18 protein-coding genes and 1 tRNA gene are annotated in these 24369 nt (G+C 69.8%); 11 read left to right on the plus strand and 8 right to left on the minus strand.

Annotated elements, in window-relative coordinates; translation table 11 throughout:
• Positions 1–113: 113 nt before the first annotated feature.
• On the minus strand, positions 114–542 hold the full coding sequence (locus tag A3862_RS20540; protein WP_236961407.1) for a L,D-transpeptidase: 429 nt from the start codon (positions 540–542) through the stop codon (positions 114–116).
• A 244-nt stretch (positions 543–786) separates the two neighbouring features.
• Between A3862_RS20540 and A3862_RS20545 the strand changes: the two genes are divergently transcribed.
• The 3 genes from A3862_RS20545 to A3862_RS20555 all read left to right on the plus strand — a co-directional run bounded on the left by A3862_RS20545 (position 787) and on the right by A3862_RS20555 (position 4209).
• The gene (locus tag A3862_RS20545; protein ID WP_043354440.1) at positions 787–2160 is read left to right on the plus strand and encodes a dicarboxylate/amino acid:cation symporter; all 1374 of its coding nucleotides are present in this window, start codon (positions 787–789) and stop codon (positions 2158–2160) included.
• Entirely contained in the window at positions 2160–3098 is a 939-nt protein-coding gene (locus A3862_RS20550) for an ROK family protein (protein WP_053609806.1), read from the plus strand. The genes A3862_RS20545 and A3862_RS20550 overlap by 1 nt, the downstream gene beginning before the upstream one ends.
• 214 nt (positions 3099–3312) lie before the next feature.
• Positions 3313–4209, plus strand: a complete 897-nt coding sequence (locus A3862_RS20555; RefSeq protein ID WP_043384367.1) for a bestrophin family protein — start codon at positions 3313–3315, stop codon at positions 4207–4209.
• A 9-nt stretch (positions 4210–4218) separates the two neighbouring features.
• Here A3862_RS20555 and A3862_RS20560 read toward each other — a convergent pair whose 3' ends face one another.
• The gene (locus tag A3862_RS20560; RefSeq protein WP_111473925.1) at positions 4219–4800 is read right to left on the minus strand and encodes a histidine phosphatase family protein; all 582 of its coding nucleotides are present in this window, start codon (positions 4798–4800) and stop codon (positions 4219–4221) included.
• Between the two features lie 131 nt (positions 4801–4931).
• Here A3862_RS20560 and A3862_RS20565 point away from each other — a divergent pair, with 131 nt between their 5' ends.
• From A3862_RS20565 to metH, 3 genes are all read left to right on the plus strand, one after another.
• Positions 4932–5939, plus strand: coding sequence for an ArsR/SmtB family transcription factor (locus tag A3862_RS20565; protein WP_043384360.1), 1008 nt, complete (start codon positions 4932–4934; stop codon positions 5937–5939).
• 57 nt (positions 5940–5996) lie between these two features.
• Positions 5997–6917 carry a methylenetetrahydrofolate reductase [NAD(P)H] gene (gene metF / locus A3862_RS20570; RefSeq protein WP_111473926.1) on the plus strand — a complete coding sequence of 307 codons (921 nt, stop codon included), beginning with the start codon at positions 5997–5999 and terminating at the stop codon, positions 6915–6917.
• Positions 6918–7219: 302 nt separating this feature from the next.
• A complete protein-coding gene (gene metH, locus A3862_RS20580) occupies positions 7220–10972 on the plus strand; it encodes a methionine synthase (protein WP_043761145.1) in 3753 nt (1250 codons plus the stop codon).
• Positions 10973–11195: 223 nt separating this feature from the next.
• On the opposite strand, the gene A3862_RS20585 is transcribed toward metH, so the two are convergent.
• The 6 genes from A3862_RS20585 to A3862_RS20610 all read right to left on the minus strand — a co-directional run bounded on the left by A3862_RS20585 (position 11196) and on the right by A3862_RS20610 (position 16989).
• On the minus strand, positions 11196–11540 hold the full coding sequence (locus tag A3862_RS20585; protein WP_043384355.1) for an HVO_A0114 family putative DNA-binding protein: 345 nt from the start codon (positions 11538–11540) through the stop codon (positions 11196–11198).
• Positions 11537–11824, minus strand: coding sequence for a toxin-antitoxin system TumE family protein (locus tag A3862_RS20590; RefSeq protein WP_043761143.1), 288 nt, complete (start codon positions 11822–11824; stop codon positions 11537–11539). Before A3862_RS20590 ends, A3862_RS20585 begins: the two co-directional genes overlap by 4 nt.
• A gap of 202 nt (positions 11825–12026) precedes the next feature.
• The gene (locus A3862_RS20595) at positions 12027–13031 is read right to left on the minus strand and encodes an SMP-30/gluconolactonase/LRE family protein (RefSeq protein ID WP_236961409.1); all 1005 of its coding nucleotides are present in this window, start codon (positions 13029–13031) and stop codon (positions 12027–12029) included.
• 51 nt (positions 13032–13082) lie between these two features.
• Positions 13083–14813, minus strand: coding sequence for an L-arabinonate dehydratase (gene araD, locus A3862_RS20600; RefSeq protein ID WP_111473927.1), 1731 nt, complete (start codon positions 14811–14813; stop codon positions 13083–13085).
• 16 nt (positions 14814–14829) lie between these two features.
• The gene (locus A3862_RS20605; protein WP_111473928.1) at positions 14830–16188 is read right to left on the minus strand and encodes an MFS transporter; all 1359 of its coding nucleotides are present in this window, start codon (positions 16186–16188) and stop codon (positions 14830–14832) included.
• Between the two features lie 81 nt (positions 16189–16269).
• Positions 16270–16989, minus strand: coding sequence for a ribonuclease activity regulator RraA (locus A3862_RS20610; protein WP_043384349.1), 720 nt, complete (start codon positions 16987–16989; stop codon positions 16270–16272).
• Positions 16990–17181: 192 nt separating this feature from the next.
• Here A3862_RS20610 and A3862_RS20615 point away from each other — a divergent pair, with 192 nt between their 5' ends.
• The 5 genes from A3862_RS20615 to A3862_RS20635 all read left to right on the plus strand — a co-directional run bounded on the left by A3862_RS20615 (position 17182) and on the right by A3862_RS20635 (position 24027).
• Positions 17182–17883, plus strand: coding sequence for a GntR family transcriptional regulator (locus A3862_RS20615; protein WP_043346233.1), 702 nt, complete (start codon positions 17182–17184; stop codon positions 17881–17883).
• Between the two features lie 129 nt (positions 17884–18012).
• A complete protein-coding gene (locus A3862_RS20620; RefSeq protein ID WP_111473929.1) occupies positions 18013–19683 on the plus strand; it encodes a thiamine pyrophosphate-binding protein in 1671 nt (556 codons plus the stop codon).
• A 61-nt stretch (positions 19684–19744) separates the two neighbouring features.
• Positions 19745–21322 (plus strand): aldehyde dehydrogenase (NADP(+)), encoded by a 1578-nt coding sequence (locus A3862_RS20625; protein ID WP_111473930.1) that lies wholly within the window; start codon positions 19745–19747, stop codon positions 21320–21322.
• An 83-nt stretch (positions 21323–21405) separates the two neighbouring features.
• A tRNA-Gln gene (locus tag A3862_RS20630) sits at positions 21406–21480 on the plus strand.
• 321 nt (positions 21481–21801) lie between these two features.
• The gene (locus tag A3862_RS20635) at positions 21802–24027 is read left to right on the plus strand and encodes a tyrosine-type recombinase/integrase (protein ID WP_111473931.1); all 2226 of its coding nucleotides are present in this window, start codon (positions 21802–21804) and stop codon (positions 24025–24027) included.
• Positions 24028–24369: the final 342 nt, after the last annotated feature.

Raw genomic sequence — 24369 nt, forward strand, 5'->3', positions numbered from 1 at the left:
GCCCTCCTCGGGCGGTCCCGGGGGATCCGGGCCTCTGTGCCGGGTGCCGACGGCTTGCGACGCAAGCCGCATCTCCGCTCAGGCCTGGGGCAGGGGTGAGGCGGCCCGGTCGCTCAATCGCGGATCACCACCGTCGCTCCGCCGCGGCTGCGGGCGAGGCCGAACAGGGCGGCGGCATGGCCGGGCGACAGGCGGATGCAGCCGTGGCTCGCCCGGCGTCCGAGGGCTCCGGTGGCATAGGTGCCGTGGATCGCGTAGCCGCCGCGGAAGAACATCGCGTGCGGCATCGGAGAGCCGTGATACTTGCGGGAGCGCCACATCGGCGCCATCAGCCCGACGCGGAACCGTCCGCTGGGCGTGACGTAGCCGCGACGGGCCGTGGACACGGGCCATTCATAGGCCGGATAACCGTCGACATAGACGCGCATGCGCTGCCGCGACTGGTCGATCCGCGCGACGACGCCGGCCGAGGCGGGCTCGATCAGGATGCCGGTGAGCAGCACGCCCAGGAACGCCGTTCGGGCCCGGTGGAATCCAGCCACGGACACTCTCCAGAGATCACCGGATGCCGTCGATTGGCCGGCTCAGTCCGCCGGAGACCAGAAACAGCCACGCTTCTCAGCCTGCGCGCACTTGTCAGACGAGAGAAGTGACTTCGGCCGGGATCGACAGATTTTTGTCACGGATGGTTCCCGGCCCATAACCGTGCAGGCGTTGAGGCGCCGGATGATAATCGCTAGCGTGCCGGCACAATGGGAGGGTGCGCGGTCGTCGCACGGGATGGACATGGCACAGGCAATCCACGCGCCGGCTCCCGCCGCAGCGCCCCGCGAGCCTTGGTACAAGGTGCTCTATATCCAGGTCCTGATCGCCATCGCGCTCGGCGTGCTGCTCGGCTGGTACGACCCGGCCACCGGCAAATCGATGAAGTGGCTCGGCGACGCCTTCATCGGCCTGATCAAGATGATGATCGCGCCGATCATCTTCTGCACCATCGTGCACGGCATCGCGTCGATCGGCGACCTGAAGAAGGTCGGCCGGGTCGGGCTGAAGGCGCTGGTCTATTTCGAGGTGGTCTCCACCATCGCGCTCCTGATCGGCGTCATCGTCGGCGAGGTGATCAGGCCCGGCGCCGGGTTCAACGCCGACCCGTCGAAGCTCGACGCCAGCAAGGTCGCGACCTACGCCAGCAAGGCGGCCGCCGATTCCACCGTCGCCCACATCCTGGCGATCATCCCCAAGAGCTTCCTCGATCCCTTCGCCACCGGCGACCTGCTTCAGGTGCTGCTGATCTCGATCCTCACCGGCGTCGTGGTGACGAACCTCGGAGAGCGGGCGGCCGGCGTAAACCGGGCGATCGACACCGCCGGCCAGATCTTCTTCCGGATCATCGGCATCATCGTGAAGCTCGCCCCCGTCGGCGCCTTCGGCGCCATGGCCTTCACGATCGGCGAGTACGGCATCCAGAAGGTCTACGATCTCGCGTGGCTGGTCGGCACCTTCTACATCACGGCGCTGCTGTTCGTGCTCGTGGTGCTCGGGACGATCGCCCGGATCGCGGGCTTCTCGATCCTGCGCTTCCTCGCCTACATCAAGGACGAGTTGCTGATCGTGGTCGGCACCTCGTCCTCCGAGACGGTGCTGCCGCAGCTCATGACCAAGATGCGCCGGCTCGGCGCCTCGGACTCGGTGGTCGGCCTCGTCGTTCCGACCGGCTACTCGTTCAACCTCGACGGCACCAACATCTACATGACGCTGGCCACGCTGTTCCTGGCGCAGGCCGTGGGTGTGGACCTGTCGATCAGCCAGTACGCGACCATCATCCTGGTGGCGATGCTGACCTCGAAGGGCGCGTCGGGCGTCACCGGCGCGGGCTTCATCACCCTGGCGGCGACCCTCTCGGCGATCCCCAACAGCCCGGTCCCGGTGGCCGCCATGACCCTCGTGCTCGGGATCGACAAGTTCATGTCCGAGTGCCGCGCGCTCACCAACCTCGTGGGCAACGGCGTCGCCTGCGTGGTGGTCAGCCGCTGGGAAGGCGAGCTCGACGTGGCCAAGCTCAACGAGGTGATGGCCCATCCGCTCGCCATCGGCACCCACATCGCCGACGAGGCGCCGCAGCCGATGGGAACCGACAGCAAGGTCGCTGCCGCCGAGTGATGGGGTCGCCCGCGGCAGGATCCGGAGGGCGCCCGCGCCTCGGCATCGATCTCGGCGGCACGAAGATCGCCGGGATCGTCCTGGGCCGGGATGGCTCGACCCTGGCCGAGGCCCGGGTGGCCGCCCCGCGCGGCGCCTATGGGGAAACCGTCGAGGCCGTGGCCGATCTGGTCCTGCGTCTCGAAGCCGAAGCCGGCATGCCCTGCAGCGTCGGCATCGGCATGCCGGGGAGCCTGTCTCCGGCGACGGGCCTCGTGCGCAACGCCAACTCGCACTGGCTCAACGGACACCCGTTCGCGGCCGATCTCGAGCAGCGGCTGGAGCGGCCTCTGCGGATCGAGAACGACGCCAATTGCCTGGCTGTGTCGGAGGCGATCGACGGCGCCGGCGCCGGGGCCCGTGTGGTCTGGGCCGTGATCCTGGGCACCGGCGTCGGCTCCGGCATCGCCCTCGACGGGCGGGTGCTCACGGGCCGCAACGGCATCGCGGGCGAATGGGGCCACGGTCCCCTGCCGGCCCCCCGCGACGACGAGCGACCGGGTCCCGCCTGCTATTGCGGCCGCCGGGGCTGCGTCGAGACCTGGCTGTCCGGGCCCGGGCTGGCGGCGGACCACGCCCGGCGGCACGGCGGGAACCTCACCGCGGAGGCCGTCGTCGCCGAGGGCCGGACCGGCAGTCCGGCGGCGCAGGAGACGCTGGCCGCGCATCTCGAGCGGCTCGGGCGCGCGGCCGCCCAGGTGGTGAACCTGCTGGACCCGGATGTGATCGTGATCGGCGGCGGCCTGTCGCGGATCCCGGAGCTGATCGCCGGCCTGCCGGCCGCGATCGCCCCCCATGTCTTCTCGGACACCTTCGACACCCCCGTGCGGGCGAGCCTGCACGGCGACGCATCGGGCGTGCGCGGCGCGGCGTGGCTGTGGGAGGCAGAGGGCGCCTGATCCGGGCCAGGCCCCCCTTGCATGATCGGCCGCCCCTTGCACGATCGGCCGCCCGCGGCCCGCGCGACGGGTCTCGGATGCGCCGTCAGCCGGGCCAGCTCGCACGGTCCGCCCCGCCGGGCTGGGCGGCCGGCGCCCCTTTTCACCAACACGTTCCTTGCCGGCGCGCGGGGGGCAGGGCAGGGCTAAGAAGCCCCCCAGACCCGAAGCCCCGATGATCGTCCGCACCCGGCCCAACCTGCTGACCCTGCTGTTCACCCTGCGCGGCTCGATCCTGCCGCGGGTGGCGCCGAAGCTCGCCGGGATCGTCGCGGTGTCCTGCGCGGTGGTCTGGGCGGAATCGCGATGGCCCGAACTGTTCCCGGTCACCGCGGGGGTCACCCCGTTCACGGTGGTCGGCCTCGCCCTCTCGATCTTCCTGAGCTTCCGCAACAACGCCTGCTACGAGCGTTGGTGGGAAGCCCGGAAGCACTGGGGCAACCTGATCGGCGAGGTGCGCAACCTCGCCCGCATCCTCCCGGCCCTGCTGCCGGAGCGGGAGGCGGCGCGCCAGCTCCGACGCCTCTCGGCCTTCGCCCACGGGCTTCATGCCCGCCTGCGCGCCCTCGACGAGGCCGCCGCGGTGGGCCGGATGAGCCCCGGATCGGACCTGTCGGGCCCGAATCCCACCGACTCGATTCTTGGCGCCATCACCCGGGACCTGGCCGCGCTGATGCGCGCGGGCGGACTCAGCGACATCCAGTTCGGCATCCTCGAAGCCCGGATCGAGGCGCTGTCGGGCGTGCACACCGCCTGCGAGCGCCTCGCCAACACGCCGCTGCCCTTCGCCTACACCCTCTTGGTGTACCGGACCGCGTGGCTCTACTGCCTGCTCCTGCCGGTGGGCCTCACGGGCTCCCTGGGCTGGGCGACGCCCGTCGTGGTGGCGCTCGTGGCCTACACGTTCTTCGGCCTCGACGCCCTCGGGGACGAGCTCGAGGAACCGTTCGGCACCGAGCCGAACGACCTGCCCCTCGACGCCATGGTCCGCGCCGTCGACCGGATCGTGCACCACGCCCTCGGCGAGCCGATGCCGGACGCGCTCGCGCCGGATGGGTATTGGCTGCGCTAGCGTCGGCGCCTAGCCGTTCCAGGCGCGCAGCACCGGCTCGGTGCGGTCGTGTTCGTAGCCGAGCACCGAGACGCTCGCTGTGCCGAGGACGAGAAGCGCCCCTCCCTGCGGCGGCAGCCCGATCCAGCGCGCGGCGAGCACCCGCAGGACATGCGCGCTGGAGAACACGACGAGGTCGGCATCACGGGCGCGGGCCCGGGCGATGATCCGGTCCGCCCGAACGCCGACCGCCTCCGCCGTCTCGCCGCCGGGGCAGCCGTCGCGGAACAGGCGCCAATCCGGCCGCTCGGCCAGGATCGCCTGCGTGGTCCGGCCCTCGTAGGCGCCGTAATCCCACTCCGCGAGATCCGGATCGATCACGCGCCGGTCACCGAAGCCCGCCAGCGCGCAGGTCGTGGCCGCCCGGCTCGACGGGCTCGACCAGACCTCCGCGTAGGAGCGGGCCGCGAGGCGCGAGGCGAGGGCGCGCGCCGCTTCCTCGCCCTCCGGGGTCAGGGGAATGTCGCTGCGCCCGGTATGCTGGCCGGATCGGCTCCAGGCGGTCTCGCCGTGGCGGACCAGCGTGATCTGCGGGAACGGGCTCTCGGACATGCACGCCTCCCCGGGCCCGCCCTCGGCGGCCCTGCCATCAACGCGGCCGCCGCGCTTCGGTCTCATCCACCCGGCAAGCCCCCGCAAGTTCGTGCTTGCGCCCACCGCGAAACGCACATAAACATATCTTTATGTCTATTGAACGCAGGCAAGAGGCGGGATCGATCCCCTTTCCGGAAGCCCTGGGCGTCCTGCGTGCGGCCGCCGAGGAGACGCGCCTGCGCATCCTGGCGCTGCTCGCCGAGGGGGAACTGTCGGTGTCCGACCTGACCGACATCCTCGGCCAGTCGCAGCCGCGGATCTCGCGGCATCTCAAGCTTCTGGTGGAAGCCGGGCTTGTCGAGCGTCACCGCGAAGGGGCCTGGGCGTTCTTCCGGCTGTCCGACGCCCGCGCCGGCCTGGCGGATCCGCTGCTGTCCGGTCTCGACCGGACCGCACCGCCCCTGTCGGAGGACCGCGCCCGTCTCGATGCCGTGCGGGTGCAGCGGGCCGAGGCGGCCGAGACCTTCTTCGCCCGGCTGGCGCCCAAATGGGACGAGCTGCGCTCCCTGCACGTGCCGGAGGCGATCGTGGAGGCGGCGGTGCTGGACGCCCTGGGCGACCGGCCGATCGGCAGTTTGATCGATCTCGGCACCGGGACGGGCCGCATGCTCGGCCTGCTGGCTCCCCGGGCCAGCCGCGCCACCGGGCTCGATTCGAGCCATGCCATGCTGTCCGTCGCCCGGGCCAACCTGGAGCGCCAGGGTCTGTCGCGGGTGGATCTGCGGCAGGGCGACATCCACGCGCCGCCCTTCGCCCGGTCGAGCTTCGACCTCGTGGTGGTCCATCAGGTGCTGCATTATCTCGACGACCCGGCCCGGGCGCTCCGCGGCGCCGCGCGGCTGGTGGCGCCGGGCGGCCGTCTGCTGGTGGTGGATTTCGCGCCGCACGAGCTGGAATTCCTGCGCACGGGCCAAGCCCACCGACGCCTCGGCTTCTCCGCCGAGCAGGTCTCCGGCTGGCTCGCGGAGGCCGGTCTCGCCACGGTCGGCACGCGCGATCTGGCGCCGCGCGAGTCGGGTCAGCTCACCGTCACCCTCTGGCTGGCCCAGGACGGTCTGGCCGACGAGACTGAACAGCCCCGGCGCGCCGTCGCCTGACATCCAGAACCTTCGCAGACTTCGTCTGAACCGATCGACATAGAGGACGAGACCCCGATGCGCCGCTCCACCCACCGCGCCAGCCGCGACGGCTACCACCCGATCCGCGTCTCGATCGAGTTCTTCCCGCCGAAGACCGAGGAGATGGAGAAGATCCTCTGGGGCTCGATCGAGCGTCTGGCGCCGCTTCAGCCGAGCTTCGTCTCGGTGACCTACGGGGCCGGCGGCTCCACCCGGGAGCGCACCCACAACACGGTGGCCCGGATGGTCCGCGAGACCGGCCTGAAGCCGGCCGCGCACCTCACCTGCGTGGACGCCACCCGGGAGGAGATCGACGCGGTGGTCCAGTCCTACTGGGATGCGGGCGTGCGCCACATCGTGGCGCTCCGCGGCGACCCGGCGGAGGGCGTCGGCCACGCCTACCGGCCGCATCCGGGCGGCTACGCGTCGACCGCCGAGCTGGTCGAGGGGATCAAGCGGATCGGCGACTTCAAGGTCTCGGTCTCGGCCTATCCCGAGAAGCACCCGGAGGCGGCCTCGCTCGACGCGGACATCGAGGCCCTGAAGGCCAAGGTCGATGCCGGCGCCGATCAGGCGATCACCCAGTTCTTCTTCGAGAACGAGGTCTTCCTGCGCTACCTGGAGAAGGTCCGGGCCGCGGGGATCACGATTCCGATCCTCCCGGGCATCCTGCCGGTGCAGAACTTCAAGCAGGCGGCGAACTTCGCCCGCCGCACCGGCGCCTCGGTGCCCTACTGGCTGGCCGCAAGGTTCGAGGGCCTGGAAGACGACGTGGAGACCCGCCGCCTCGTCGCCGCCGCGGTGGCGGCCGAGCAGGTGCTCGACCTCGTGGACGAGGGCGTCAACGACTTCCATTTCTACTCGATGAACCGCTCGGATCTGGTCTACGCGATCTGCCACCTGCTCGGCCTGCGCGCCCAGGCGCCGAAGCTGGCGGCCGCCAAGGCGGCGGCTTAATTCCCGAGGCCGCGCTCGACACCCCCGATCCGTCCTCGCGAGCGCAGCGAAGCGACCCAGGACAGCGCGACATCCGTGAGCGTGGCGCTGCTGGACGGCTTCGCTCCGCTCGCAGAGACGGGGACGCCTCCGCGCCCATGGTACGGAAGCGTCTGGTAGAATGAAGGTTTTCACCCTCCTGAGGTGCCGCGCGAGCGGCCTCGAAGGCGGGCTCCAGGGAACACCGAGATATCTGGAGGCCTCCTGCGAGGCCTCCGCTTCGCTCCGGCACCTCGGGACGAGGTGATCTGACAGGACGCATGATGACCGATTTTGCCCCCGTCGACGGTACCGCGATCGCACAGGCGCTGCGCCAGCGCGCGGCGGAGAAGATCCTCGTCCTCGACGGTGCGATGGGCACCGTGATCCAGCGGCTGAAGTTCTCGGAAGAGGATTTTCGCGGCGACCGGTTCAAGGATCACGGCCACGATCAGAAGGGCAACAACGACCTCCTGATCCTGACCCAGCCCGACGCGATCCGGCAGATCCACCTCGACTACTTCCTGGCCGGCGCCGACGTCTGCGAGACCAACACCTTCTCGGGCACCACCATCGCCCAGGCCGATTACGGCATGGAGTCGATCATCCACGAGTTGAACCGGGAGGGCGCGCGTCTCGCCCGCGAGGCCGCCAGGCTCGCCGAGGAGACGGACGGCCGCCGCCGCTTCGTGGCCGGCGCCATCGGCCCGACGAACCGCACCCTGTCGATCTCGCCGGACGTGAACAACCCGGGCTTCCGGGCCGTCACCTTCGATCAGGTCAAGCAGGCCTACGTGGAGCAGGTCCGCGGCCTGATCGACGGGGGCGCCGAGCTGATCCTGATCGAGACCATCTTCGACACGCTCAACGCCAAGGCCGCGGTGGCGGCGGCGTGGCAGGTCTTCGACGAGACCGGCATCCGGCTGCCGATCCAGATCTCCGGCACGATCACGGATCTCTCGGGCCGCACCCTGTCGGGTCAGACCCCGGCGGCCTTCTGGCACGCCCTGCGCCATTCCGATCCGCTGACCTTCGGCCTCAATTGCGCGCTGGGCGCCCGCGAGATGCGCGGCCACATCGCCGAGCTGTCGCGGATCTGCGACACGCTGGTCTGCGCCTATCCGAATGCCGGCCTGCCCAACGAGTTCGGCCTCTACGACGAGAGCCCGGAGGCCATGGGCAAGCTCGTCGGCGAGTTCGCCGAATCCGGCCTCGTCAACATGGTCGGCGGCTGCTGCGGCACCACCCCGGACCATATCCGCGCCATCGCGGAGGCCGTCGCCGGCAAGGCGCCGCGGCCGATCCCCGAGATCCCCCGCCTGATGCGGCTGTCGGGCCTCGAGCCCTTCGTGCTCACGCCGGAAATCCCCTTCGTGAACGTCGGCGAGCGCACGAACGTCACCGGCTCGGCCAAGTTCCGCAAGCTCATCACCAACGGCGACTACGCGGCGGCGCTCGACGTCGCCCGCGATCAGGTGGCGGCCGGCGCCCAGGTGATCGACGTCAACATGGACGAGGGCCTGCTCGACTCCCAGAAGGCGATGGTCGAGTTCCTCAACCTCGTCGCCGCCGAGCCCGACATCGCCCGGGTGCCCGTGATGGTCGATTCCTCGAAGTTCGAGGTGATCGAGGCGGGGCTCAAGTGCATCCAGGGCAAGCCGATCGTGAACTCGATCTCCATGAAGGAGGGCGAGGAGAAGTTCATCGAGGCCGCCAAGGTCTGCCGCTCCTACGGCGCCGCCGTGGTGGTGATGGCCTTCGACGAGCAGGGGCAGGCGGATTCCTACGAGCGCAAGGTCGAGATCTGCACCAAGGCCTACCGGATCCTGACCGAGCAGGTCGGCTTCCCGCCCGAAGACATCATCTTCGACCCGAACATCTTCGCGGTCGCCACCGGCATCGAGGAGCATAACGGCTACGGCGTCGCCTTCATCGAGGCGACCCGCACGATCCGCGAGACCCTGCCGCACGCCCACATCTCGGGCGGCGTCTCGAACCTGTCCTTCGCGTTCCGCGGCAACGAGCCGGTGCGCGAGGCGATGCACGCGGTGTTCCTGTTCCACTGCATCCAGGCGGGCATGGACATGGGCATCGTCAATGCCGGCCAGCTCGCCGTCTACGACGAGATCCCGGCGGAGCTCCGCGAGCTCTGCGAGGACGTGGTCCTCAACCGGCGCGACGATTCCACCGAGCGCCTGCTGGAGGCCGCCGAGCGGTTCAAGACCGGCGCCTCGGCCCAGGCCAAGACCGCCGACCTGACCTGGCGCGAGGCGCCGGTCGGGAAGCGCATCGAGCACGCCCTGGTCAACGGCATCACCGAGTACATCCTGGCCGACACCGAGGAGGCCCGCCAGGGCGTGGAGCGGCCGCTCCACGTCATCGAGGGCCCGCTGATGGCCGGCATGAACGTGGTCGGCGACCTGTTCGGCGCGGGCAAGATGTTCCTGCCGCAGGTGGTGAAATCCGCCCGGGTGATGAAGCAGGCGGTGGCCTATCTCGAGCCCTACATGGAGGCCGAGAAGCTCGCCAATGGCGGCGACGGCAAGCGCCAGGCCGCCGGCAAGGTGCTGATGGCCACCGTGAAGGGCGACGTCCACGACATCGGCAAGAACATCGTCGGCGTCGTGCTGGCCTGCAACAACTACGAGATCATCGATCTCGGCGTGATGGTGCCGGCCGCCAAGATCCTGGAGACCGCCAAGCGCGAGCAGGTCGACATCGTCGGCCTGTCCGGCCTGATCACCCCGTCGCTCGACGAGATGGTCCACGTGGCGGGCGAGATGGAGCGCGAGGGCATGGACGTGCCGCTGCTGATCGGCGGCGCCACCACGAGCCGCGTCCACACGGCGGTGAAGATCCACCCGGCCTACGCCAAGGGGCAGGCCGTCTACGTCACCGACGCGAGCCGGGCGGTCGGCGTGGTGTCGAGCCTGATCTCCAAGGAGACCCGTGGGCCCACGATCGAGAAGGTCCGGGCCGAGTACGCCAAGGTCGCCGACGCCCATAAGCGCTCGGAGGTCGACAAGCAGCGGCTGCCGCTGGCCAAGGCGCGGGCCAACGCCTTCAAGGTCGACTGGTCGGGCTACAAGCCGGCCAAGCCGACCTTCACCGGCACCCGGGTCTACGGCTCCTACGAGGTCGCCGACCTCGTGCCCTACATCGACTGGACGCCGTTCCTGCAGACCTACGAGTTCAAGGGCCGCTTTCCGGCGATCCTGGACGATCCCGAGCAGGGACCGGCCGCCCGCGCCCTCTACGAGGACGCGCAGGCGATGCTGAAGCAGATCGTTGAGGAGCGCTGGTTCAACCCGAAGGCGGTGATCGGCTTCTGGCCGGCCAACAGCGTCGGCGACGACATCGCGCTCTACACCGGCGAGAGCCGGTCGGAGCGGCTCGCCACCTTCCACGGCCTGCGCCAGCAGCTCTCGAAGCGCGACGGGCGCGCCAACACCTGCCTGTCGGACTTCGTGGCGCCTTCCGAGACCGGCATCGCCGACTATGTCGGTGGCTTCGTGGTGACGGCCGGCCTGGAGGAAGTGCGGATCGCCGAGCGCTTCGAGCGGGCCAACGACGATTACCGGGCGATCCTGGTCAAGGCGCTCGCCGACCGCATCGCCGAGGCCTTCGCCGAGCGGATGCACGAGCGGGTGCGCAAGGAGTTCTGGGGCTACGCGACGGAGGAGGCCTACGCCCCCGAGGAGCTGGTGCTGGAGAAATACGACGGCATCCGCCCGGCTCCCGGCTACCCGGCCCAGCCCGACCACACCGAGAAGACGACCCTGTTCGACCTGCTGCGGGCCGAGAGCCGGATCGGCGTGAAGCTCACCGAATCCTACGCCATGTGGCCGGGCTCGTCGGTGTCGGGGATCTACATCGCCCACCCGGAGGCGCACTATTTCGGCGTCGCCAAGGTGGAGCGGGATCAGGTCGAGGATTACGCCGTCCGCAAGGGCATGGATGTCCGCGAGGTCGAGCGCTGGCTCGGGCCGATCCTGAACTACGATCCGGCGCGGTACTTGGCGCAGGCGGCGGAGTAGGGGCGGGGGCTCGACGCACCACGAGGCCATACGGTCTTAGGTCGGAGCGCGGGTCCCTCTCCCGAACGGGAGAGGGACCCGCGCTCCCTGATCAGCGGCAATGTCCACCGGAGATGTGTGAACAGCGCATCCTGTCCGGGGAAGCGGCGTTTCGGATGAAACGGAACCCCTGTCCCGGGCGCCTGCGCCGCCAGCCGAATGCGAGCCTGGGATGGAAGAGTCCTCAGGCCGCCTTCCCGATCGTGAAGTCGACGTGCACGGCGTCGTAGGGAAAGACGATGCGCTCGTCGTCCGTACGATCCAGGATGCCGGCATTCAGGAGCGCGTGCACGTCGGCGTGGATGTTCTTCACGTCCCGGTCCAGCAACCGCGCCACGGCGCGCAGCGACATGGGCTCCTGGCCCGCGAGCGCTCGGATCAGCGCCCAGCGACGGGGCGTCAGGACGGTCCACAAGCCCTCGACGCTGGGGAAAGAGATGAACGCGCCGCGCTTCTCGCCCCGGAAGGCCGCCAGTACGCGGGCACTAGCCTCCTCGACCGAAGAGACGCCGATGGTCACGGTTCTCATGACTCCCTCCAGGATTCGACATCGGCCCAGAAATCGGCCAGCAGGGCCTCGGGGGTGGTAAAGCGATAGGCGATCTCCGCCTCGCCGACGTGCCTGTGGTCGCCCTTGCCGGCTTCGTTGTCATAGCGAAGCACGCATGCACCATCGACGACGAGGGCGAGCCGGTACTTGAAGGCGTGGCTGCTCTCGCGGACAGGCGTCGGCACGCGCCAGACCACCAGCTCTGCGAACGACCGCCCAGGGATGATTGCGATTCGCTCCTTGAGCAGGAGTTCGGCCTTCACGTCAGCGAAAATGCCGGTGGCGACGGCTGTTGGCAAGAGAACCAACACACGTCGGGGAGTCGAGTCGAGAGCGTGCCTGCCGCCTCTGGGTCCCGCCTGAGATTCCGCTGGCCCTCACCGGGCCGCGTGCAACGAAAACGGAAATGGAACCCGGGATCCGCCCCGCAAGTCATCGCGGAGCGGTTCGCCGTATGATGCGGCCTCAGCAGGTCCCAGCGCCCCGGGTATTCACGTAGAGCGCGTAGACCGAGTGCGTCGCCGTCATCAGCAGCAGGTTGCGGTTCAGGCCGCCGAAGCACAGGTTGGCGCAGCGCTCGGGCAGGCGAATCCGGCCGATCAGCTTGCCCTGCGGTGAGAGCACGATGACCCCGTCCTCGGCCTCGCTCATCCCCCAGCCGCACCAGAGATTGCCGTCGACATCGGCGCGGAAGCCGTCCGGCGTGCCGGTGCCGGCGTCGTAGAACACGCGGCCGTTGGCGGTCTTCGTGCCGTTCTCGACCACGTCGTAGACGCGGATCAGGCGGTTGGGCTTGGCCCGGGCCTCGATCAGGTACAGCTTCGTTCCGTCCGGCGCGAAGCACAGGCCGTTCGGCCCGGCCACACCCTCGACCACGACGCTGGCCTGCCCGGTCGCCGGATCGATCCGGTAGACGTTGCCCGGCAATTCCGGGGCCGCCATCGCCTCGTGGGGGTTCGGCCCGAAGGCGGGATCGGTGAACCAGACCGCGCCGTCGGCATGGCAGACCACGTCGTTGGGCGAATTCAGCGGCTTGCCGTCGAACCGGTCCATCAGCGTGGTGATGGTCCCGTCATGCTCGGTCCGGGTGACGCTGCGGGTCCTGTGCTGGCAGGTGATCAGCCGCCCCTGCCGGTCGCGGGTGTTGCCGTTGGCGTAGTTCGACGGCCTGCGGAATTCCGAGAGCGAACCCGACGCCTCCTCCCACTTCATGATCCGGTCGTTGACCACGTCGCTGAACAGCAGCGCGCCCCGGTCGCCGAACCAGACCGGCCCCTCGGCCCAGCGGAAGCCCGTGGCGACCCGCTCCACCGTCGCCGAGGCGAGGCGGTACTTGGCGAAGGCCGGATCGAGGATCTCGACGGCCGGGTCCGGCACCCGCTGCGACGGCTCCCAGCCGGCCCCGGCCGCCCGCGCGGTGCCGAGCAGGGCCGCTCCGGCGAGCAGGCCCCTGCGTGCGATCATCACCATGTGTCCTCCCTGTGATCGGGCCCGCCGCCTGTTGCCGACGGCTCGGGCCGGTCAGTGAATCTCGGGTTCCGGGATCCCCCCGGCGCCCTCCAGAAAGTCGAAGTCGCAGCCCTCGTGGGCCTGCCGCACGTGCTGGGCGAACAGGCGGTTGTAGCCCCGGGGATAGGCCCGGTCGGGCGGCACGAAGGCCTTCACCCGCGCGGCAATCTCGGCATCGTCCAGGTGCAGGTGGATCCGGCGGGCGGCCACGTCCACGCTGATCAGGTCGCCGTCGCGCACGGCGGCGAGCGGGCCGCCCGCGGCCGATTCCGGCGCCACGTGCAGGATGCAGGCGCCGTAGCTCGTCCCGCTCATCCGCGCGTCCGAGATGCGGACCATGTCGCGCACGCCCTGGCGGAGCAGGACCTTGGGGATCGGCAGCATGCCCCATTCCGGCATGCCGGGCCCGCCGATCGGGCCGGCATTGCGCAGGATCATGACGTGGTCGGGGGTGACGTCGAGGTCGAGGTCGTTCACCGCCGCGCTCATCGCGTCGTAGCTGTCGAAGACCAGCGCGGGGCCGGTATGCTGCAGGAGCCGCGGGTCGGCGGCGGGCGGCTTGATCACGCAGCCGTCCGGCGCGAGGTTGCCGTAGAGGATCGCGGTCCCGCCCATCGACACGATGGGCTTGTCGAGGGGGCGGATCACGTCGTCGTTGAAGACCTTCGCGCCGGCGAGCCCGTCGCCGATCGTGCCGCCGGTGACCGAGCGAGCGTCGAGGTGGAGGAGGGGGGAGAGCCGCGCCATCAGCGCCCGGATTCCGCCCGCGATGTGGAAATCCTCCATCAGCCACTGCCCCGAGGGCCGGAGGTTGGCGATCACCGGGACTTTCTGGGCGACCTCGTCGAACGCGGTGAGCTTCACCGGGATGCCGGCCCGGCCCGCCATGGCCACGAGGTGGATCATCGCGTTGGTGGAGCCGGCCAGCGCGTTGTGGACGACGAGCGCGTTGTCGATGGAGCGCCGGTCGAGGATGTCGGAGGGCTTCAGGTCCTCCCAGATCATGTCCACGATGCGCCGGCCGCAGGCGCTCGCCATGCGGGGATGGTCGGCGTCGGCCGCCGGGATCGAGGCCGCGCCCGGCAGGGACAGGCCCAGCGCCTCGGTGATCGCCGTCATGGTCGAGGCGGTGCCCATGGTCATGCAGGTGCCGGCGGAGCGGGCGATGCCCGCCTCCATGTCGTTCCACTCCTGCGTGGTGATGGTGCCGGCCTCCTTCTCGGCCCAGTACTTCCAGACATCCGAGCCGGAACCGAGGATCTTGCCCCCGAAATGCCCGCGCATCATCGGCCCCGCCGGGAGGAAGATCATCGGCAGGTTCATGGAGATGCCGCCCATCACGGTGCCGGGCGTGGTCTTGTCGCAGCCGCCCATCAGCACCGCCCCGTCCACCGGGTGCTGGCGCAGCAGCTCCTCCACCTCCATGGCCAGGAGGTTGCGGTAGAGCATCGTGGTCGGCTTGACGAAATTCTCGGACAGCGACAGCGCCGGCAATTCGATCGGGAAGCCCCCCGCCTGCCAGACGCCGCGCTTCACCTGCTCCACGCGCTCGCGGAAATGCAGGTGGCAGGGATTGATGTCGCTCCAGGTGTTGATGATGCCGACGATGGGCTTGTTGCTGAAATCCGCCCGCTCATAGCCCATCTGTAGCATGCGCGAGCGATGGCCGAAGCTGCGCAGGTCGGTGGCGCCGAACCAGCGCTGGCTGCGCAGGTCGCCCAGGTCCTTCTTGCGCGCGGTCATCGCTCTGTCTCCGGTCTCACGGGCTCGGGCCGGCGGGGCGGAACGCGCCGCCGGTCCCATCGCGCGGGTCCGCCTCCGCCCGGCCTGACCGGACAGAGACAACCGTGATCGCCGCCGAGGCGAGCGCGCAAGCGGCCAGGAAATAAAGTCCCGCCTCGTAGCTGCCGGTGTAATCCTTGAGCCAGCCCAGGACGTAGGGACCGACGAAGCCGCCGAGATTGCCGATCGCGTTGATCAGGGCGATCCCCCCGGCCGCCGCGGGCCCGGACAGGAACTCCCCCGGCATCGCCCAGAAGGCGGGCTTGCTGCCGTAGAGCCCGATCGTCGCCACCGACATCGCCGTCAGCGCCCAGAGGCTGCCGAGCAGGGGGCCGGAGGCGACGAGGCCGAGGGCGGCGACCAGCGCGGCGATCACGAAGTGCCATCGCCGCTCGTTGCGCCGGTCCGACGACCAGCTCCAGGCGACCATGCCCAGGGTCCCCACGACGTAGGGTACCGCCGTGGCGACCCCCGTCTCCCAGTCGGTGAGATGCAGGCTCTTCAGGATCGGCGGCATGAAGAAGGTGATGCCGTAGGTGGCGGTGCCGATGGTGAAGTAGATCGCCCCGAGGGCGAGCACCCGCCGGTCGGTGAGGGCCTGTTTGAGGGTGAGATGCCCGTGAGCCCTGAGCGTGCCCGCACGCTCCGCCGCGAGTTCGTCCCTCAGCCAGCGCCGCTCCTCGGCCGCGAGCCACGCTGCCTGTTCGGGCCGGTCCGTCATCAGCGCCAGAACCGCGACGGCCAGCAGGATCGAGGGCGCGGCCTCCAGGAGGAACAGCCACTGCCAGCCGTGCAGGCCCAGCACGCCGTCGAGCTGGAGCAGCGCCCCCGAGATCACCGCCGTGAGGGCATTCGAGCCCGGTACCGCCAGGAACAGGGCGGCGACCACGCGGGCCCGGTACCGCTTCGGGAACCAGAAGGTGAAGTAGAGGATCACGCCGGGGAAGAAGCCGGCCTCGGCCACGCCCAGCAGGAAACGCAGGGCCAGAAAGCTCACCGGGCCGGTGATGAGGACCATGCTGCCCGCCACCAGTCCCCAGGTGACCATGATCCGGGCGATCCAGAGCCGCGCCCCGGCGCGCTCCAGAAGGACGTTGCTCGGAATCTCGAAGAGGACGTAACCGAGGAAGAAGATGCCGGCAGCCCAGCCGTAGAGCGTGGCGGAGAACCCGAAGTCCCGCTTCAGGCCGAACGCGGCGAAGCCCACATTCGTCCGGTCCATGTAGGCGACGAAGTAGATCAGGACGATCAGCGGCAGGAGTCGCCACGACACCTTGGCGACCGTCCGCCGCTCGATCTCCGGCGCCGCAGCGCCCCCGCGCAACCCCGCCGCCATGGCGTCCCCCCGAGTCGAATCCGACGCGTTCCGGCCCGTTGCCGATCGCGGGCCGGGCTGGAGCGGGCCGGTCCGGCACGCTCAGCGGCCGGTCCGCTTCCGCCAGGCGGCGAAATCGGCGAGGCTCTGTTCGTCGGTGGCAGGGTAGAGGCCGAGGATTGTGCGGCCCTTGCGAACCTCCTCGGTGACGAAGTCCTCGTAGGCGGTCATCTCGACGGCCTCGTCGGCGACGGCGTCGGCGAGATGGGCCGGGATCACCGCCACCCCGTCGCCGTCGCCGACGATCACGTCCCCGGGGAAGACGGGCGCGTCGCCGCAGCCGATCGGCACGTTGATGTCGATCGCCTGATGGAGGGTGAGGTTCGTCGGCGCCGACGGGCGCGCGTGATAGCTCGGCATCTCCAGCCGGGCGATCTCGTCGGCATCGCGAAATCCGCCGTCGGTGACGAGCCCGGCGCAGCCGCGCACCATCAGCCGGGTGGCCAGGATCGAGCCGGCGGAGGCCGCCCGGGCGTCCTTGCGGCTGTCGATCACCATCACGGCGCCGGGCGGGCACTCCTCCACGGCCTTGCGCTGCGGATGCGCGCGATCCCGGAACACCGTGATGGGGTTCAGGTCCTCCCGGGCCGGGATGTAGCGCAGGGTGTAGGCCTCGCCGACCATCGTCGGGCCGCCGGCCTTCAGGGGTAGCACGCCCTGGATCATCTGGTTGCGGAAGCCGCGCTTGTAGAGGGCGGTCATCAGCGTCGCCGTGCTGACGGTCTTCAGCTTGGCGCGCGTCTCAGGGGACATCCCGGACATCCGCTCCTCCTCCCTGGGCCTCGGTCTCGGCACCCGCGAACGGTGACAATCACATGTCGCTTGCGCCGGCCTTGGCTCCCGCCCGCGCTGAACGCGGACTGATATCCCAGATCTTGAGTAGCACGGTGCGCGGCGCCATTGTCAACCGGCACGGGTTGCGACAGACAGGATCCGACATCGACGGGGAAGCCCTTGGCCGGATTGGGATTTGCGGGCGGCGGACAGGTGCCGCCGGAGGATGGGCGCAGGCCGCGCTCCCTCGCCGAGACCGCCTATGACGCCATCGAGCAGATGATCATCAGCCGCCGTCTCGCCCCGGGCGCCATGGTCTCGGAGGGCGAACTCGGCGCGGAGCTGGGCCTCGGCCGGACGCCGGTCCGCGAGGCTCTGGCACGGCTCAAGACGATCGGGTTCGTGGAGGTCCATCCGCGGCGTGGCGTTCTCGTCACCCAGGTGGACGTCATCAAGCATCTCGAATTGCTGGAGGTGCGGCGGCCCCTCGACGAGACCGTGGCCCGCTGCGTCATCGCGCGCGGCACGGCGGAGGACATGGCACACTTGCTGGACCGGGCAGCCGGATTGCGCAGCGCCGCCGAGGCCCGCGATCGGGAGGCCTATTTCCGGACCAAGCGCGGCCTGCACGAGGCCCTCGTCGGCGCGGCCTACAACGCGACGCTCACCGGCACCATGGCGGCGCTCCACGCCCAGTCCCGTCGGTTCTGGTACACCTACGAGCCCACCGCCAGCTTCCTGGATTGCGCCGGGATCCACGGGGCGATCCTGTCCGGCATCGCGGCGCGGGACGAAGCGGCGGCCCTGGCCGGGATCGGAACGCTGTTCGACTTTCTCGACCGGATGACCCGCCGGGCCCTCGACCGGCGGCCCCTGGTCTGACAGGTTGACCGCCCCGAACCCGCCCCTATCCTGAAACTGGGATATCAGCGGCATCCCAGCGGCGGGCGGAACGATGGCCGATCCCGGCGGAACGCCCCGGATGCGGCCCGAGGGCCAGGGAGGAACGGCTTGAGCGGATTGCCCCCACGCACCGGCGCGCAGGTGCTCGTCGACCAGCTCCGCGCCCAGAGCGTCGAGCGCGTGACCTGCGTCCCCGGGGAGAGCTACCTCGCGGTGCTCGACGCCCTGCGCGACAGCGGCATCGACGTGCTGGTCTGCCGGCAGGAGGGCGGCGCGGCGATCATGGCCGAGGCCGCGGGCAAGCTCACCGGCCGCCCCGGCATCTGCTTCGTCACCCGGGGGCCGGGCGCCACCAACGCCTCCGCGGGCGTGCACATCGCCCGCCAGGATTCAACGCCGATGATCCTGTTCGTCGGCCAGATCGCCCGGCGGATGCGGGACCGCGAGGCCTTCCAGGAGGTCGATTACCGGCAGATGTTCGGCGGGCTCGCCAAATGGACGGTGGAGATCGACGACGCGGCGCGCATTCCGGAGATCCTCGCCCGGGCGTTCCGGGTGGCGATGCAGGGCCGTCCCGGTCCCGTCGTGGTGGCCCTGCCGGAAGACATGCTCGACGACGTCGTGGCGGTGTCCGACGCGCCGCGCGTCGTCCCGGCCGCCCCGGCCCCGTCCGGGGACGATGTGGAGCGTCTGCGGGCGATGCTGGCGGAGGCGCAGCGGCCGATGGTGCTGCTCGGCGGCTCCCGCTGGACGCAGGGCGCCGTCGCCACCCTGGCCGCCTGGGCCGCGCGCCACGACCTGCCGGTGGCGGTCTCGTTCCGGCGGGCGCAGCTCTTTCCCGCCGACCATCCGAACTTCGCGGGCGAGCTCGGGATCGGGCCGAACCCGGCGCTGCTGGCCCGGATCCGGGAGGCCGACCTGCTGCTGATGGTGGGCGGACGCCTGTCCGAGATGCCGGCGCAATCCTACGGCCTCCTCGGCATCCCCAATCCCGGGTTGCCCCTGGTCCACGTCCATGCCGACGCGGCGGAGCTCGGGCGGGTCTATCAGCCGGTGCTGGCGATCGAGGCGGCGCCCGAGACCTTCTGCGCCGCCCTGCCGGATTTCACGCCGACCGGGAGCGGTCGCGCCGCCGAGGCCCATGCCGCCTACCGCGCGTGGTCCGAGACGCCGGAGCCGAAGCCCGGCGCGTTCCAGTACGGGGAAGCGATCACGTGGCTGCGGGAGCGGCTGCCGCGGGACGCGGTGATCTGCAACGGCGCCGGCAATTTCGCCACCTGGGTCCACCGCTACTACCGGTTCCGCGGCTTCGGCACGCAGCTCGCGCCGACCTCGGGCTCCATGGGCTACGGCCTGCCCGCCGCCGTGATGGCGAAGCGCAGCCGCCCGGAGCGGATCGTCGTGGCGCTCGCGGGCGACGGCGACGTGATGATGACCGTTCAGGAATTCGCCACCGCCGTGCAGTACGGGATCGCCGTCGTGGTGGTCGTGCTCGACAACGGCATGTACGGCACGATCCGGATGCACCAGGAACGCGAATATCCCGGCCGCGTCTCGGCGACCGAGCTGCGCAACCCCGACTTCGCGGCGCTCGCCCGCGCCTGCGGCGGCCATGGCGAGCGCGTGGAATGCACCGCGGACTTCGCGCCCGCCTTCGAGCGCAGCCTCGCCTCCGGCCTGCCGGCGATGATCCATTGCCGCGTCGATCCCGAGGCGCTCACCCCGACCATGACCCTCGCGGCCATCCGCGAGAAGGCCCTGGCGGCGCAGCGGGGCTGACCGCCCGTCACGCGTCCGTCCCGGTGCGGCCCGCCCGCACCCCTACGAAGAGGAGCAGCTCATGACCCTGCGCGGCGAGAACCTGATCGGCGCCGAGGCACGGCGCGGCACCGAGGCGGCCGTCCGGGCCGTCGCGGCGGCCACCGGCGAATCCCTGGAGCCGGATTTCCCCGGCGCGAGCCTCGGCGATCTCGACCGGGCCTGCGCCCTGGCGGAGGCCGCCTTCGACACCTACCGGGAGACCGATCCGGAGACGCGGGCCGGCTTCCTGGAGGCGATCGCCGCCAACATCCTGGAGACCGGCGACGCCCTCGTCACCCGCTGCATGGAAGAGACGGGGTTGCCCCGGCCGCGGATCGAGGGCGAGCGCGCCCGGACGGTGGGCCAGCTGCGCCTGTTCGCTGACGTGGTCCGCGAGGGCAGTTCCGTCGCAGTGCGGATCGATCCGGCCCTGCCGGACCGCAAGCCGCTGCCCCGGCCGGACCTGCGCCTGCGCCGGATCGCCGTCGGCCCGGTGGCGGTATTCGGCGCCTCGAACTTTCCGCTCGCCTTCTCGGTGGCGGGCGGCGACACCGCCTCGGCCCTGGCGGCGGGCTGCCCGGTGGTGGTCAAGGCGCACCCGGCCCATCCCGGCACCTCGGAACTGGTCGGCCGCGCCATCCAGAAGGCGGTGGCGTCCTGCGGCCTGCCCGAGGGGACCTTCTCGCTGCTGTTCGATGCCGGCCAGTCGATCGGGCAGGGGCTGGTGGCCGATCCCCGGATTGCCGCCGTGGGCTTCACGGGCTCCCGTCGGGGCGGCACGGCCCTGATGGCGATCGCGGCCGCCCGCCCGGTGCCGATCCCGGTCTATGCCGAGATGAGCAGCATCAATCCGGTGCTGCTGTTCCCGGGCGCGCTGGCCGCGCGGGGCGCCGAGATCGGCCAAGCCTTCGCGGCGTCGCTGACGCTGGGTGCCGGACAGTTCTGCACCAATCCGGGCCTGATCCTGGCGCTGCCCGGCCCGGGCCTCGACGCCTTCCTGGAAGCGGCCGGCGCGGCCCTGCGCGACAGCCCCGCCGCGACCATGCTGACGCCCGGCATCCAGCGCGCCTACCGGGAGGCCGTCGCGCGGATGGCCGGGCACGCCGCCGTCACCCGCATCGCCGAGGGTGCGGAGGGCAGGGTGACCCAGGGCCGGGCCAGCCTGTTCGCCACGGACTCGGACGTGTTCCTGGCGGATCCCGCGCTGCAGGAGGAGATGTTCGGGGCCTCGGGCCTCGTGGTGCGCTGCGCGGATCTCGCGGCGATGCGGGCGGTGCTGGAGCATCTGGAAGGCCAGCTCACGGCGGCGCTGCACCTCGCGCCGGAGGATCACGCGGCGGCGCGGGACCTGCTGCCGCTCCTGGAGCGCCGCGTCGGCCGCATCCTGGTCAACGGCTTCGGGACCGGGGTCGAGGTGGCGCACGCGATGGTGCATGGCGGCCCCTATCCGGCGACCTCGGACGGGCGCACGACTTCGGTGGGCAGCCTCGCCATCGACCGGTTCCTGCGGCCGGTGAGCTACCAGGACGTTCCCGACGCGCTGTTGCCGGCAGCGCTTCAGGCCGCCAATCCGCTGGGCCTGCCCCGCCGGATCGACGGCGTCCCCGAGCGCCGGTAAGCCGCTGCGGGCGGGGGGTTAGACGGCCGCGATCCACCGCTTGCCAGGGGCGGGCGCGGCGTCTAGACAGCCTCCGCTCACCTTGGGGCGTCGCCAAGTGGTAAGGCAGCGGTTTTTGGTACCGCCATTCCCAGGTTCGAATCCTGGCGCCCCAGCCAAGCCTCCGCTAAGTCATTGATCTGCTTGCATTCGGCTCTTGGCCGCTTCGGCGGCCATACCGATTGTACGCAGAGCTGTTGCACGCGCTTGTCCACAGGGGCAGGCCGTTGACGATTTGTTCTAACGTGTTCCGCCGCGGGGCGGTATACTGGTGGCGAAGGCGATTCCGTTGCGATGAGCGGACACGACCCTCTGGTGCCCCGTTTAGGGGGAAGCCCACCACGGTCGCTCTGAGCCTAGGCACTACCGACCCGGCAGGTGCTCGCACACTTGGCTGGGGGCTCAACGCGGAAAGCCTCCGCGTCCGGGATGACCCCGCCATGCAAACAGCGACTCAAATCCGCGACCACCTCCGCGCCTTCGTCGATCGGGAGCGAAGCGCGCGGATCGCACGCTTGCAGCGTGACCTCAATCCACCGCGCGCGCCTCTCATCGGCGACTGGTCCTCGCTCATGGTGAAACGGGAACGGGAGTATCGGATCTTCGGACGCCTTCAGGCACTAGCGGCTGAGGAAGGCTTCGAAGCGGGGTACGACAGCGAACTCGATGCCCGCCTGAAGCGGGAAGGCTTCAGCCTGACGGAGCGCGGAGCCATCCGACGGCGCATCGAGAACGGTTACCTGCGCGATCTCGGTCGCCCGGACGAGACCGGTCGGCTCACGCCACCGCGCTCTTATCTACAGACGATGCTGACCAGCATGAACGAGCCTTTGACGGAGGCTGGCCTCAATCGCTGCCTCCGTGGCCTCGCGGCGCTCTCCAGCCATGTTTCACGCGAGTTCGCCTCAACCTACGCCGAGGCGCGTGCGGATCCACGGGAGGCCTGGGCCAACCTCTCGGCGATGCGTGCCAGGGGTGAGATGCCGCGTGACACGCTGGGCTGGGCCACATCCGACTTCGACGGCGCTGACAGCTTCGAGTGGGGCGACTTCGAGGTCCAGGCCTCCACAACACCGCCGCTGTCAGAAAGCAGTTATACAGATCCGGCCACTCTCAAATCCGAGCCCGTCGACCAGCCGGCACCAGAGCAAGGCCCCATAGCCGACCGGAACCATCCACCCACGGCGACGGCTCCTGCGTCGTACCCTCCAAAAACGGAGGCCGCCGCGCCAGAAGAGGCGTCAAGGGCATCGTCTGGATCTGCGGAGCTTGACGGAGCGGATCGCGGTCCAGCCGACACTGATTGCGCTCCAGCCCTCGACCAGCGAGGCCTGGACGATGCGCATGAGGGCAGCGAAGCCGGTTCTGGTCCGGTCACGAACTCGCTGACCGAGATGGTCGACGAACTCATTACGCACAAGGGCGCCACCTGGGACGAGAAGACCCAACGGCAGCATCGGGCGGTCGCGGCAATGCTGGGCGACATCGCCGGCACGGATGACCTGCGGCAGATCCGGCATGCCCATCTCGCTGCCTATATCCAGAACCTCTCGAACCTGCCGAAGTCCTACGGCAAGAGTTCACGTGATGCGGCACTGTCGATCGCGGACTTGGTCGAGCGCGGCCGAACGATGCGGGCCGCGGGGCAGACAGAGAAAGTCGGGCTCAGCCCCGCGACCGTGAACCGGCATATCACGCAGCTCTCGACGATCGCGAAGTACTGTCGGGCCAAGCAACGTCCGATTGGGCAGGTCGAGCTCCTGGGCGACTTCCGCCTGATCGACCCGGAGCGCGACGGCGAGAAGCGACCGGCCTTCGAGGTCGACGAGGTGAAGGCCCTGTTCGCGCACCCCGTCTGGACGTCGACGGCCTCGGAAGCGGAGATGCTGCGGGTCGCACGGGGGCAGCAGATCTTCGCAGCCGTCTACTGGCTGCCGCTCCTGGGCTACTACACCTGCGCGCGCCTGTCCGAGTTGGTCTACCTCGAGCTCGGTGACATCGACCTAGAGCAGGCAGTGCTCAAGATCCGGCCGACACGCAGACGGCGCCTTAAGAACGCGGTTTCGCGTCGGACGCTGCCGCTCCATCCAGAGCTGATCCGCCTCGGCTTCCTGGATTACGTGCGGGGCAGATCCGGTGCACGAAGCGATCTGATCTTCGCGGAGATCGCGCAGTTTGGCGAGAACACGCCTTTGTCGAACCTGTTCGACAAGCGCTGGACGGTCGTTCTGGACGAAGCCGTGCCCTCGGCCCGTGAGGAGCGCAAGACGTTCCATTCCTTCCGGCATTTCGGCAATACGGAGATGATCCGGCGGCTGGTGCTCGATCCGATCCGCGAGTCGATGATGGGCCATGAGGGCGCCACCGTGAACTCACGGAACTACAAGAAGACCCTCAACCCTGAAGATCTGCGAACGGCCATTGCCGCCATTCCCGAAGTCACGCGTGGACTTCGGGCGTGTGACTGGACGCTCATTGGGTCATCGCTCAAGCTCAGCGCGTTGGAAATGCAAACATTGACAAGGGTACGGCGATCGCGCCGCCAATCCCTCCCATCATCGTCTCCTCACTCCGTGCGCAAGGGCAACGCGAAAGAACCTGGACGGCCCTCCCCGCATACGGAAGCTTGTCCGCGGCGAAACTCGAAGCCGATTCACGTGCCTTGATGACCCACGCGGCATGTCAGCTTCAGTGACCAACTCGCTCAAGTTGAGGTGCCGTTTTGTCGTCCATCTCGGCCATTCAATATCTCAAAGGCTGACATCGGCGCAGTTCGGATCACAGGTCCCAGATGCCCCAGTTGCGGACCCTCAGGTTACGGCCGAAAACCGGACCTTCCGCTTTGCGCCCATCCCGGTCATACAACCGCATCCTCACGATGCCTGAAAGCAGACACGCAAGCTTGGCATCAATTGTTTGGCAGCAGCAACGCTTCGATCAGCACTGCTGTGACGTGAGGCCTTCGGCCATCCACGGTCACCGACGAACGTTGCGAGTCGGTGTGCTAT

It is taken from the genome of Methylobacterium sp. XJLW (genome assembly GCF_003254375.1).
Taxonomy (GTDB): Bacteria; Pseudomonadota; Alphaproteobacteria; order Rhizobiales; family Beijerinckiaceae; genus Methylobacterium; species Methylobacterium fujisawaense.

Excerpts from the sequence above, each read along its gene's own strand:
- A3862_RS20545 (WP_043354440.1), top strand. The coding sequence starts at position 787 with ATGGCACAGGCAATCCACGCGCCGGCTCCCGCCGCAGCGCCCCGCGAG.
- A3862_RS20550 (WP_053609806.1), top strand. The coding sequence starts at position 2,160 with ATGGGGTCGCCCGCGGCAGGATCCGGAGGGCGCCCGCGCCTCGGCATC.
- A3862_RS20555 (WP_043384367.1), top strand. The coding sequence starts at position 3,313 with ATGATCGTCCGCACCCGGCCCAACCTGCTGACCCTGCTGTTCACCCTG.
- A3862_RS20560 (WP_111473925.1), bottom strand. The coding sequence starts at position 4,800 with ATGTCCGAGAGCCCGTTCCCGCAGATCACGCTGGTCCGCCACGGCGAG.
- A3862_RS20565 (WP_043384360.1), top strand. The coding sequence starts at position 4,932 with ATGTCTATTGAACGCAGGCAAGAGGCGGGATCGATCCCCTTTCCGGAA.
- metF (WP_111473926.1), top strand. The coding sequence starts at position 5,997 with ATGCGCCGCTCCACCCACCGCGCCAGCCGCGACGGCTACCACCCGATC.
- metH (WP_043761145.1), top strand. The coding sequence starts at position 7,220 with ATGACCGATTTTGCCCCCGTCGACGGTACCGCGATCGCACAGGCGCTG.
- A3862_RS20585 (WP_043384355.1), bottom strand. The coding sequence starts at position 11,540 with ATGAGAACCGTGACCATCGGCGTCTCTTCGGTCGAGGAGGCTAGTGCC.
- A3862_RS20595 (WP_236961409.1), bottom strand. The coding sequence starts at position 13,031 with ATGGTGATGATCGCACGCAGGGGCCTGCTCGCCGGAGCGGCCCTGCTC.
- araD (WP_111473927.1), bottom strand. The coding sequence starts at position 14,813 with ATGACCGCGCGCAAGAAGGACCTGGGCGACCTGCGCAGCCAGCGCTGG.
- A3862_RS20605 (WP_111473928.1), bottom strand. The coding sequence starts at position 16,188 with ATGGCGGCGGGGTTGCGCGGGGGCGCTGCGGCGCCGGAGATCGAGCGG.
- A3862_RS20610 (WP_043384349.1), bottom strand. The coding sequence starts at position 16,989 with ATGTCCGGGATGTCCCCTGAGACGCGCGCCAAGCTGAAGACCGTCAGC.
- A3862_RS20625 (WP_111473930.1), top strand. The coding sequence starts at position 19,745 with ATGACCCTGCGCGGCGAGAACCTGATCGGCGCCGAGGCACGGCGCGGC.
- A3862_RS20635 (WP_111473931.1), top strand. The coding sequence starts at position 21,802 with ATGCAAACAGCGACTCAAATCCGCGACCACCTCCGCGCCTTCGTCGAT.